7 protein-coding genes are annotated in these 12,243 nt (G+C 61.4%); 3 read left to right on the top strand and 4 right to left on the bottom strand.

Annotated features, from left to right (window positions below; genetic code table 11):
* Window positions 1-2,065: glycoside hydrolase family 94 protein (locus tag AC1DYF_RS30480; protein WP_477881340.1), on the top strand; the 2,065-nt coding region annotated here is incomplete at its 5' end.
* On the opposite strand, the gene AC1DYF_RS30475 is transcribed toward AC1DYF_RS30480, so the two are convergent.
* The 3 genes from AC1DYF_RS30475 to AC1DYF_RS30465 form a co-directional block, all read right to left on the bottom strand.
* Window positions 2,066-3,373: an NAD(P)/FAD-dependent oxidoreductase gene (locus AC1DYF_RS30475; protein ID WP_477881339.1), complete on the bottom strand. Its 1,308-nt coding sequence runs from the start codon at window positions 3,371-3,373 to the stop codon at window positions 2,066-2,068.
* Window positions 3,374-3,529: 156 nt separating this feature from the next.
* Complete coding sequence (locus tag AC1DYF_RS30470) at window positions 3,530-6,910, bottom strand: oligosaccharide flippase family protein (RefSeq protein WP_477881348.1); 3,381 nt, start codon at window positions 6,908-6,910, stop codon at window positions 3,530-3,532.
* An 84-nt stretch (window positions 6,911-6,994) separates the two neighbouring features.
* A complete protein-coding gene (locus AC1DYF_RS30465) occupies window positions 6,995-8,161 on the bottom strand; it encodes a glycosyltransferase family 4 protein (RefSeq protein ID WP_477881338.1) in 1,167 nt (388 codons plus the stop codon).
* Between the two features lie 240 nt (window positions 8,162-8,401).
* Here AC1DYF_RS30465 and AC1DYF_RS30460 point away from each other — a divergent pair, with 240 nt between their 5' ends.
* Window positions 8,402-9,010, top strand: coding sequence for a glutathione S-transferase family protein (locus tag AC1DYF_RS30460; protein ID WP_477881346.1), 609 nt, complete (start codon window positions 8,402-8,404; stop codon window positions 9,008-9,010).
* 241 nt (window positions 9,011-9,251) lie between these two features.
* Window positions 9,252-11,015: an adenylate/guanylate cyclase domain-containing protein gene (locus AC1DYF_RS30455; protein ID WP_477881337.1), complete on the top strand. Its 1,764-nt coding sequence runs from the start codon at window positions 9,252-9,254 to the stop codon at window positions 11,013-11,015.
* Between the two features lie 70 nt (window positions 11,016-11,085).
* Here AC1DYF_RS30455 and dnaJ read toward each other — a convergent pair whose 3' ends face one another.
* Window positions 11,086-12,225: a molecular chaperone DnaJ gene (gene dnaJ, locus AC1DYF_RS30450; RefSeq protein WP_477881336.1), complete on the bottom strand. Its 1,140-nt coding sequence runs from the start codon at window positions 12,223-12,225 to the stop codon at window positions 11,086-11,088.
* Between the last annotated feature and the right edge of the window lie 18 nt (window positions 12,226-12,243).

Genomic DNA, 12,243 nt, shown 5'->3' with positions numbered 1-12,243 from the left:
CTCGACGCCCGACCGGCTGCACGAGGTCCAGCATGGGCCGGGCAGGAGCACTTTCAAAGTCTCCGCCGAGGATCTTGATATCGAACTCGTGCAGATCATCGCCGAAAAAGATCCTGCGAAGATTAGTCGGCTAATGATAGCCAATAGGGGCTCCGAGTCCCGCAGGTTGCGTCTTTACTTCTATGTCGAATGGGTGCTGGGCAACAACCGGGCAAAGACCGCGCCCTATATCAAGAGCTGGTATGATGCCAATGCCAACGCCTTGAWGGCGTCCAATCCCTACAGCGTCGAAAGTTCGGAGCGCACATCTTTCGTCGCTCTCAGCACCAAGCCATCGTCCTATACGGCGGCGCGGGCAGAATTCCTCGGGGCCGTTGGCGACAGTTTCAATCCAGAGGCCGTGACTGCGGGCGCGGCGTTGTCGAACTCGCTTGAAAGTCAGGGCGATCCCTGCGCGGCGATCGCCGTCGATCTCGTGGTCGAAGCCGGCAAGACAAACGAGGTCCTGTTCCTGCTCGGCGATGTCGATAAGGCCGAACTGGCCGCGCCATTGATCCAACGCCTGATGCAGGATGGCTTCGAGGCGGAATTGAACAAGACCGAGGCACAATGGGACGTCTTCCTCGGTACGCTGCAAGTCGAGACCCCGGATGAAGGCTTCGACCGGCTGGTCAACACCTGGCTGCCCTATCAGAACCTCGCTTGCCGTATCCGCGCTCGTAGCGCCTTCTATCAGGCAAGCGGTGCCTTCGGCTTCCGCGACCAGTTGCAGGACACGCTGGCGCTGATGCTGCAGGACCCGTCATTGGCGCGTGGGCAAATCCTCAATGCCGCGAGTCGCCAGTTCCCCGAGGGCGATGTGCAGCACTGGTGGCTGCCGAAGACCGGCGCCGGCGTCCGCACCCTGATCTCGGACGACGTCGCCTGGCTGGGCTATGGCACCGCCCTTTATGTCCAGACGACCGGTGACCGCGCCATCCTCGATGAGGAGATTCCCTTCCTGAAGGGCGAGCAACTCGGCGAAAAGCATGAGTCCTTCTTCACCCCGGAGATTTCCGAGAGTAGAGCGAGCCTCTACGAGCATTGCTGCCGCGCGCTCGATCTGGCGATCAAGCGGACGGGCGCAAACGGCCTGCCGCTGATCCTCGGCGGCGATTGGAACGACGGCATGAACCACGTCGGCATTGAAGGCAAAGGCGAGAGCACCTGGCTTGGCTGGTTCCTGCACAATGCGCTTTCGCGTATGATCCCGGTCGCCAAGGACCGCGGCGACCATCAGCACGTCGCGGCCTGGCAGGCGCATTGCGACCAGCTCAAGAAGGCAATCGAGGAGAATGCCTGGGATGGCGCCTGGTACCGGCGCGGCTATTTCGACGACGGTTCGCCGCTCGGCTCTGCGATCAGCGACGAATGCCGTATCGATTCGATCGCCCAGTCCTGGAGCGTCATCTCCGGCGCTGGCGACCATGCGCGCGCCAATCAGGCGATGGACAGTGTCGAAAGCCTGCTGATGGATGGCAATGCGAAGATCATCCGTCTGTTCACACCGCCCTTCGAACATTCCGACAAGCAACCTGGCTATATCAGGTCCTATCCGCCGGGCGTGCGCGAAAATGGCGGGCAATATACGCATGCGGCGATCTGGGCCGCCTACGCCTTTGCCCGCATGGGCCGCGCCGACGATGCCTATAGGGCATTCTCGATGCTGATGCCGATCAACCATTCCAAGAGCCGGCAAGCGGCTGATCTTTATCGCGTCGAACCCTATGTCGTAGCGGCGGATATCTATGGCGAGGGAAGCCGCACCGGGCGCGGCGGCTGGACATGGTATACCGGCTCGGCCGGCTGGCTCTATCGCATGGCTGTCGAGGCGATCCTCGGCATCCGTCGCGAGGGCGATAAGATCAGGGTCGAACCCTCGCTACCGTCGGCCTGGCCGGGCTATAGCGCCGTGCTGAAGCAGGACGGGAAGGATTTCAGGATCGAGGTCAAGCGCGGCGATCATGGCGCCGCGGAGATCAAGGTCAATGGCGAGGTGATTTCAGGCAGCGTCTTCGATCTCTGATCAGACGCCCGTCAAAGGCCGGGACTTTGTCCCGTCGATAAATCGCTCATAGCGAAACGGCGACGGATCGACGATCGGCGTCCTGCCCATTGCGATATCCGCCGCAAGGTGGCCCGCGCCAGGCCCGATGCCAAATCCATGCCCGGAAAAGCCGGTGGCGATGATCAGCCCGGGCAGCGATTGCACCGGCGCGATCACCGGCACGGCGTCCGGGGTCGCGTCGATATAGCCGGCCCAGCTTTGCACGGTCGGAACGCCCTTGAGCATGGGGAAGACGGCTTCCATCGCTGCGCGGGCGCGGTCGAGCCAGGCATTGTCCGGCGGCGGATCGAGCACGCGGTTTTTCTCGAAGATATCATCCGCGGCGGTGAGCTGTTGAAAGAAATCGCCGCCTGGCCGCAGACTGAGACTGCGCCATTCCCGGGCGATCATCGGCATGAAATCGAAGAGGTAGCGAAAGCTGTCCGGCACGATCTCGTGGCGGGTGCTCGAACCCTCGGCAATCGTATAGCCGCCGTCCAGCCGCTTGCGATAGGCGAAGGAACCGGCCCAGGCAGCACCTTCCGGTCCGCCCCCGACGGGGCCGGTCCGCAGCACCGATGATCGTACGCGCAATTGCGGCAGGCGCACACCGAGCGGCCTGCAGAGTGCGCTCGACCAGGCGCCGCCGGCGATGATCACCGTTCCGGCCTTGATCGAGCCGCGCTCCGTGACCACGCCGGCGATCCGGCCGGCTGCCGTCTCGATACCGCGCACAGCGCAGTTCTGCAGGAGCGTAGCGCCCGCCCGAATGGTGGCCCGTGCCATGGCCGGAACCGCTTTCTGCGGTTCGGCGCGACCATCGCTCTTCGTGTAGAGAGCGGCATGATAGGCCTTCACCGCTCCCGGCTGCACAGCCGCGAGCTCCACTCCGCGGATTATCCGGCTGTCCAGGGCATATTCGCCGGCGGACCTTAGCCATTCTTCCTCATGGGCGACATCTCTGTCATCCTTGCAGAGATAGGCGATGCCGGTGCGTCGAAAGCCGACATCCTCGCCCACCAACTGCTGCATGCCGTCCCAGATATCCATCGCCTTGACGATCAGCGGCAATTCGCGCGGATCGCGGCCCATGCGCCGCACCCAGCCCCAATTGCGGCTCGATTGCTCGCTGGCAATGTGACCCTTCTCGCAGAGAACCACCGACACGCCCTGGCGGGCGAGGAAGAGTGCCGCGCTGACGCCGATGACGCCGCCGCCGATGATGACGATGTCGGCGGACGCAGAAAAATGCTCGGACGCCTGTACGGCATCCACGGGCGGGCCCATCGGGAACTCCGTCGGTCTCGGGGACTGAAAGGGGCGGGGAAGTCCGCCTTGTTACGACAATGGTCGTCCCTGTCATTTCGCTGAGCGAGGGAATCGCCAGAGCCGACCGAACATGACCGTAGTCGACTCTGGCGGGACGTCAAGAAACGCAACCTGTTACGTCGCCTGCACGCTGACGCGTTCCTCGTTCTGATGCTGGGGCGCATCGCCGTGCTGCTCTGATCGGGGCGGACGGCTCGCCAGTCTGAAGATCTCGTCGAACAGGCGTTGCCGGGCCGCCGGCGGCGTCAGGTTGTGATCGGTCTCGGGCATGAAGATCAGCTGGACGTTCTTGTAGCGGCTGAGCTTGCGGCCATTGGCACCGAAGTGGAAATAGAGATGTTCAAGACCGACATCGGCTTCACTATACATGACCGTGATCGGAACCTGATCATGCTCATAGGCAGCAAACGAGCGCTTCACTTCCCTGGCGACGACATGCCGACCCGGAAGATACATGAGCAGGGGTGCTGCGCGGAAAGAAAGACGCCGCCACATCGCGACCGTCATGTTGCGGATCGCGGCGCGCACATGGACCTCGCCGTTGACAAGCCGCTTCAGCGTCTCCAGCCGGGTGAAACGCGTGCCGTAGTCGTTGAGGCTGCGCGGCACGACGCTGATGTCCTCAGGCACCTTCACCGCCGGGTCCCAGTAGAAGACGAACGGGTTGACGGCGACGATGGCCGACACGCGCTTGTCGCGCAGGCCGCTGCGGAAGGCGACATAACCGCCGCTGCAGCGCCCGGCCACCATCAACGGGCCGGGTCGGAAGGATTCGAGCACGTCGAGTGCGGCGGTGGCATCCCGGCTCTGGGTATAGGAATAGAGCACGCGCTCCGGCGCTTCTGGCGATGGCGGACTGTCGGCAACATTGGCGGAATCGAAGCGCAGCGAGGCAATGCCGCGGCGTGCCAGATCGCGGGCGATATTGACCGTCGTGCCACCCCAGCCAGAACGCCGGTCATAGGCCGTCGGCAGCAACAGCACCGAGGCCCCGCCCGGCCGGCCGCCGTCCGGCAGGCTGACGATACCGGTGAGATTGTTGTGGGCGCCGAAGCGGACGGCGTGTTCGACATAGCCGGAACCGGCCATGGTCTGATCGGGCAGGGTGCGCTCCGAAGCCTTGCCGCTTTTGTCAGTGGGAGCCAGCGATCCGGCCCAGTCGACGAGGCTCTCGATGACCCACATTGGTTCAAGCGCCGTCAGCGGCATGGTCATTAGCCCGTCATAGCCGACATATTCCTGTTGCCGCGCATCGACGCCGGCCGCTCGCAGCGCATCGGTGAAACCGGTGTCGTTCATCTTCACCGGCCGCTCGATAACCAGGTAATGCGGCGCATGTGGTTCATCTGCGGTGATGGCGATCTTGCGAATATCCACAGCGATCTCGTCCGGCATGCGCAGGCCGGCGACGGACACACCTTCGACCTCGCGGTGGCTGTCCTTGAGACCGAGATCCTCGTAGATGAAACGGGCCCTGAAACCCACTTCGCGCAGATAGCTGCGGCCGTTCAGCACCGGCGCCAGCATGCCGACGGCGGTCACGCCTTCGATATCCCCGGCGATCCGGTGCGCGATCGTAGCCCCTATGCCCTGGCCGACCAGGATGATGCGATCGGTATGTGCGAGCTCCTTGAGCCTTGCTGCGGCGTCGCGTGCTGACGCTTCCCAGACGGCGAGGCCGGCGGAAAAGTCGGTTCCGTCGATCGCATCGCCGGTGCCGGGATAGTCGAAGCGCAGGCTCGGAATACCGGCGGCAGCGAGCCGTTCGGCAAGGATGCGATAGGATTTCCTCAGGCACATCTCGTCATAGCCCCAGGGGCTGAGCAGCAGCACGGCGGCATCCCGGCGAGCCGCGGAATCCTCCGGCATGAAATGACCTATCGTGCCGGAGAAAAAGATGGGAAGTGCCGCGGCGCGGCCGGCGCCTTCGACCGTGGCGTTCACACCCGGCGCACGGCGCATGGGGTTCTGGGGCGCTGGCTCCGGCCGGCGTGGCGAAACGAAATCGATGATCCGTTCGGCCACGCGCCGCAGCCGGCCAAGCCGGGCGGTGCTGCGGCGGATAAGTTCCGCGTCCTCCTCCGGCACGGCCCGGAAGAGCCTGAGCGCCGGAATGTAGACGATCGCTCCGGCAATGATCGCAAGCACCAGGCCGATCGGCCCGCCGTGGACCTGGAGGACGGCGAAAGCAGCAGCGCCGCAGGCTGCCGAAGCGAGCCCGACCTTGAACAGGCTGAAATAGAGCGGATGAAGTTCGCTGCCGAATTTGAGAAAACGGATCATCAGCATGCACATGACGATAAAGACGACGACACGAACGGCAGCCGCGCCCTCGCCCGCAAGGAATGGCACGGTTCCCAGGCAGCCGGCGACCAGAAGCGTGCCTGCGACGAGGCTGATGACCAGCCTTTCCTTGGCACGATCCTGCGAGAGCAGATAGAGGCTGAGCGTCTGCATGAAGGCAGCACCAGGCGAGGCGAGCGCCAGGAGCGCCACCGTCGTTCCCGCCTCGCGGAAAGCCGAGCCGAATACGGTGACGACAAGTTCCTGGGCGATGGCCGCCAGTCCGATGCTCATCGGCAGGGTGATATAGGAAAGGCTGCGGGTGACGCCGGCAATGACCGAGGGCGACAGCCCTGTGCCGCCGGCCTCGTGGCGACGTTCCGAATAGTAGGGCAGCAGACTGCCGGTCAGCTGGATCGGCACCTGCAGCGCCATGTTGGAGATCGACAGGCCCGCGGCGTAGAAGCCGACCATCTTCACCGACCAGAATTGCTGCAGAAACAGCAGCTCGAGCCGGTTGAGGAAGATCGCTTCGACGATGAACTGCAGCGAGATGAACAGTGACGACGAGGTGAGATAGTTGCGTGGCACGTCGCAAGCATCGCGTGCCGCGAAGATGATCGGCAGCGTGGCCACGAAAAGCACGACCTGGCCGGCGGCATAGCCGATCAGGGCGCCCTCGACGCCGTGATAGAGCGAACCGAACAGCACGCCGCCGATCTGGAACAGCGAAACGACGACAGTGAGCTTGAAGAAACTGCCGAGCCGTTTTTCGCCGATCAGGTAGAATTTAGAAAACGAACCGATCGCTTGGATGACGAAAAGTATGCCGGTCACCAGCGCCACGGAGGGTGCCGTGGCACCCGACCAATGAAACCGTTCCGAGGTGAGGAAAAAGACGGCATAGATAGCGAGCAGCGCGAGCACGGCAAACAGCGTCGGCGTGATCAGGATGGCGGCAAAGCCGCGACGGCGGTGCTCGTTATAGCCTTCCGCTTTGAGCTGCGGCATCATCTTGAGCAGCATGATGGAAGAGCCGAGTTCGGCAATCGAAGCACCTGACACGACCAGCCATAGCGAAAAGGCGATGATGCCGTTGGCCTCCGGACCGAGCAGGCGCGCGGTTATGATCGCCGAGGCAAAGCCGGTGATCAGCAGCATGAAGCCCGCCAGCGCGTTGACGATCGAGTTCGCAATGATGCCGTTCGACATTATCGGTTCCATCCATGCATCTTGCCAAAATTGGTTTGAACAAACCGGTACTTGGCAATTGTTAAATTTAGCCTGTGTGCCGTTTCACGCGGCAAGTTGCTGCAGGGCCTTCTCGTAGGTCCGTTCCGCCAGGTAGCGGCGGAGAAAATCCCGTGCCCGCCCGGTCCGCCATTTGGCTGCTTCCGCATCGCGGGCGATCTCGGCGAGCTGCTGGGCTGCATGCTCGGCGTTCGGATCGGCCCAGCGGGCACCGGCGAGCTTGACGAATTCCGGATGCGTATCGACCACCGGGATGAGCRTGTAAGACGTGTTCCACGTATTCTCGGGATCGCAGAAATCCACMGTGCCGGACCAGCCGGTCGACACCACGGGTGTTCCGGCGAGAATGGCCTCAGCGACGGTCAGTCCGAAACCTTCCGAGCGATGCAGCGAGATATAGACATCGGACTGGCCGATAATGCCCGCGATCACCGAGCTTGGTAAATTTTCGGTGACGATGCGGACATTGCCGATCCTGGCTGCGGCCTCGAGCACGGCGCGCAGCCGCTCGTCGCCGGCCGGATTGCCGCTTGCCTTCATGAGGAGATGCGCATCCGGCCGCTTTGCGGCGAACTGCGCGAAAGCCTTGAGCACCGCTTCCGGATTCTTGCGGTTGATCGACGAGCCGGCGCTGAAAATGCTGCTGACCAGAAAGGCGTCGGCCGGAATGCCGAACTGCGCCCGAATACCGGACGCCGCCTGGCGCTCTGCGACCGGATGCGGCACGGTGATGACGGGCAGGGCCGTGTGGCCGGCAATCGCGCTGCGGGTGAATTCCGACGGCACGAAGACGGCGTTCATATACCGCAAGGCATGTCGCCATTCGGAGGGGATGACTTCGAGTTCCCAGGCCCAGTAGCCGATATTGTAGGCGCGCAGGAAGGCGCCCAGCCCGAGTTTCAGGATGCCGCGCGGCAACATTGGCGGATTGAGATGCAGGATGCGCTGTCCGGGTGCTTCGCTGCTCAATGCAGGCATCCTCCACTCGACATCGCGCTTCTCGTCCAGATGCGTGCTGAGATCGGCGAGACGGACAGGAATACCCGCTCGAGCCAAGGCATCGGCATTGAGCCGCGCTGACTCACCAACACCTGCGGTCATGGAAAGATATCCGGCAACCTCGACCGGGGCGCCCGGCATGAATGTGCGGCGCGAGCGGGGGATTCCCCGCTGCAATATCTCGGCCCTGAATCTTCTGTAGTGTTCGCGCACGGCAAAACCTTCTGCTCACAGATGGTCCGACGCTATCGGCGAGATATTATGGAAACCTAAAATCGAGCGGCTGAGAGTAAGTCTGTCGCGTTTCGATGCGAATCATCCTCAAGAAACGATGAAGAAACGGCGCTGTAATCTCTGGGGTCGGTACAGGAATCGGGTGGCGGGTGCCCAAGCTTTATGTGAACTTCATCCCGTCACCGCGAAAGGATCTTCATGCTCACGCTCTATGATTAGCTGCCATCCCAGAATGGCTGGAAGGCACGGGTTTTGCTTGGGCTGCTCGGCATCCCCCATGACAGCCGGCCGATATCGATCTTCGAAGGCGAAAGCCGGACCGAAGCGTTTCTGGATATCAACCCGGCCGGCGCAGTTCCCGCACTTGGTCTTGAGGATGGGCGCACGATCGCGGAGTCAAACGCGATCCTTGTCTATCTGGCCGAGGGGACGCGCTTCCTGCCGGAGGACCGCTATCTCAACGCCAAAGTCATGCAATGGCTGTTCTTCGAACAATATCACGTCGAGCCGACAATCGGTTCGCTGCGGTTCTGGACCTTGACCGGACGACTTGAGCGCAACCAGGCAATGGTCGCGGGTAAGCGCGAGGCCATCGCCCGTGCTCTCGGAGCTTTGGAACGCAGCTTGAAAGCAGTGCCGTTTCTGGTTGGAATGGAATTTTCGATCGCTGACCTCGCGGTCTATGCCTACAGTCACTTGGTCGCCGATTGCGGCGTCGCTTCCACGGATTATCCGGCGTTCGAGGCCTGGCTTGGGCGCGTGAAAGACGCCATCGGTCCTGGCTATACCGTGCATCCCTATAGCATCGACCCGCATTCCGGTGGTTGAGGTGAAGCTCCACCTGGACTTCCTTATCCCACGCTCTTGCGTTAGCGGGTAGGAAAGTATCGCGTCGGCCGCTGCGCAGAGTATTGCTGTCTTCACCTGCTTGGCGGCGCGCAACTTCGCCGATTCAGCTTCCGCTTTGCCCTGCGGAAGCAAGGAAGAATTCACGATCCACCTGCCTGTTCACATGAGATGATATTCGATAATCTCTTTCTCACCGAGGGCCTCTTGAGGATCACGCGTGGTGAGCGAATATCCCGCAAAGCGCCGGCTTGCCGCGATCATGGTGATCGACATTGTCGGATATTCGAGACTTGTGGGAGAAAACGAGGTCGATACATTAAATACCTGGCGAAGCCGGCGGGAGAATGTGCTGGAGCCGGTCCTGCAAAAATACCGCGGGCTCATCGTCAAGTATATGGGGGATGGCGCCCTCGTGGAATTCCCAAATGCCACCGAAGCGGTGGAAAGCGCGCTGGAACTGCAGAAGCGGATGACGGAAGCCAATGCAGCTCTTGTGTCGGGAATACAGATCGTTCTTCGAATTGGGATCAACGTCGGCGACGTGCTTGAGGAGGACGGCGACATCTATGGCGAGGGCGTGAACATTGCTGCACGCCTGGAGCCGCTCTCACCAGCCGGCGGCATCTGCGTTTCGGAGAGCGTGATCAGAGAACTCGACGCAAGCGTGACAGCCGAATTTGAAGATCTCGGCGAAATATCGCTCAAGAATATCGTGCGTCCCGTTGCTGCCTACCGCACCTATTCGATCGATCGGAACAGCGGCTCCAATAAAGCAGCCCCGTTCCATGAAAAGCCCGTGGTTGCGGTTTTGCCTTTCGATAATATGAGCGAGGTGCCGGGGCAACAATATTTCGCCGATGGTATCACAGAGAATATCATCACCAACTTGTCTCGCTTCCGAGATCTATCAATCATTGCTCGAAATTCCACCTTCGCCTACCGCGGCAAGGCGATCAGCATCGACAAGATTGGTTTGCAACTGGGCGCCCGGTACATTCTGGAAGGCAGTGTGCAACGAACCGCAGACCGTGTCCGCGTCACTGCGCAGCTCATTGAAGCTGCTACGGGCAAGCATCTGTGGGCCGGCCGATACGACCGCCAAGTCGAAGACATTTTTGCCGTTCAGGATGAAATTGCTGAGACGATCGTTGGCACTCTCGCTTCGGGTTATGGCGGGCGCATCTCCAAGGCCTGGGAGGGCAGGCCCGATCGCGCGGGCGTCCGAAGTTTCCAGGCGTTCGACCGTTTTCTACTGGGAATGCAGAGCTTCGATTTGTTTACAAGGGAAAGTGTTGTTCATGCGAGGGAGCTCTTCCTCGAGACGATACAACTCGACCCGCAATATGCCAAAGCACTGGCAAAGCTTGCATGGACCCACATCATCGATGTCTTGTATGGCTGGAGTAGCTCGGAAGAGCGTTCATGGGAGCTCGCCTGGGAATTTGCGAATCGAGCAGTCGTTTCCGATGATGATGAGCCTTGGGGACACTGGGCGCGGGCTGGTTGCTACGTCAATCAGCGACAGCATGATCGTGCAATCACTGAATTCGAACATGCCATCGCGCTCAATCCAAACGATGCCGATGTGCTCAGCGACATGGCTTGGTGTTTGAGTTACGCTGGTCGTGCCAAGGATGCCATAGAGCTTGCTTTACGCGCTATTCGGCTAAACCCTCACTACCCTTCATGGTACAGCCTCCAGCTGGGGGCAATCTATTTTGACGCCCGGCTCTATGAAAAGGCCGTTGCGACGTTTGAGGCTCTTCCGTCGCTGGAAACGGCTCTCGCTCGACTCTACCTTGCCGCAAGCTATGCGGCTTTGGATCAGGTCAACGACGCCAGGCAAACCCTCGACACGGCGCGAGAGATCGATTCGAGAGTGACGATTTCCCATTGGACCAGTCCACAGCAGGCGCCGTATCGACGACATGAAGACGTGGAACATTTCCGTCATTTTCTGGCGAAAGCGGGAGTTCCACAATGAAACAGCGAGACAGTCATGAGAGCTGTCTCGCTGCAAAACTCTTCGCCGAATTCGAAAACGGCCGCGCCGATCAGTCGCTCAAGGTATCGAAGAAATCCTTCATCTTGGCGAAGAAGCCTGTGGAATCTGGATTGTTCTCCTTCGATGAAATCTTCTGGAATTCTTCCAAGAGTTCGCGCTGGCGCTTGGTCAGCTTCTGCGGCGTCTCGACAACGATCTGCACATAGAGATCGCCGGTCTGGTGCGAGCGCAGCACCGGCATGCCCTTGCCCTTGAGGCGGAACTGCTTGCCGGTTGGCGTGCCCTCCGGCACGGTGACGCGTGACTTCGTGCCGTCAAGCGTCGAAATCTCGAACTTGCCGCCCAGAGCCGCCGTCACCATGGGGATCGTCACGGTGCAATAGAGATCAGCGCCGTCACGCTTGTAGAAGGAATGCGGCCTGACCGACATGAAGATGTAGAGGTCGCCGGATGGGCCGCCGCGCAAGCCGGCTTCGCCTTCGCTCTGCAGGCGGATGCGTGTGCCGTCTTCGATGCCCTCGGGTATATTGACCTGCAGCGACCGTTCCTCGGTGACGCGGCCCTGGCCGTGGCACTTGCCGCAGGGGTCGGAGATCGTCTGGCCGCGGCCCTGACAGGTGGGGCAGGTGCGTTCGATCGAGAAGAAGCCCTGCGTCGCGCGCACGCGGCCCGAGCCGTGGCAGGTCGGGCAGGAGGTCGGCTTCGTGCCGGGCTTGGCGCCGGAGCCGCTGCAGACATCGCAGGTGATCGAGGAGGGGACGCGGATCTGTGCGATCTTGCCCGAAAAAGCTTCCTCGAGGGTGATTTCCATATTGTAGCGTAGGTCTTCGCCGCGCTCGCGACCTTGAGAGCCGCCACCGCCGCGACGGCGGCCACCCATCATCTCGCCGAAAATGTCCTCGAAAATGTCTGAAAAGCCGCCCGCGCCCGAGAAGCCGGCGCCGGGACCTCCTGGGCCGCCCTGTTCGAAGGCGGCGTGGCCGAAACGGTCATAGGCAGCCCGCTTTTGCGGGTCCTTGAGCATCTCGTAAGCCTCGTTGATTTCCTTGAATTTCCTTTCGGCGGCGGCATCGCCCGGGTTTTTGTCGGGGTGCCACTGCATCGCGAGCTTGCGGAAGGCGCCCTTGAGCTCCTTTTCGTCCGCCGTCTTGCTCACGCCGAGCGTTTCATAAAAATCAGCTTTGGCCATATTCAAAAAACCATACGC

It is taken from the genome of Rhizobium sp. P2_G9, assembly GCF_056403475.1.
The sequence above is the reverse complement of the archived record's forward strand: the minus strand, read 5'-3'. Positions and strand labels throughout refer to the sequence as shown.

Excerpts from the sequence above, each read along its gene's own strand:
- AC1DYF_RS30475 (WP_477881339.1), bottom strand. The coding sequence starts at position 3,373 with ATGGGCCCGCCCGTGGATGCCGTACAGGCGTCCGAGCATTTTTCTGCG.
- AC1DYF_RS30470 (WP_477881348.1), bottom strand. The coding sequence starts at position 6,910 with ATGTCGAACGGCATCATTGCGAACTCGATCGTCAACGCGCTGGCGGGC.
- dnaJ (WP_477881336.1), bottom strand. The coding sequence starts at position 12,225 with ATGGCCAAAGCTGATTTTTATGAAACGCTCGGCGTGAGCAAGACGGCG.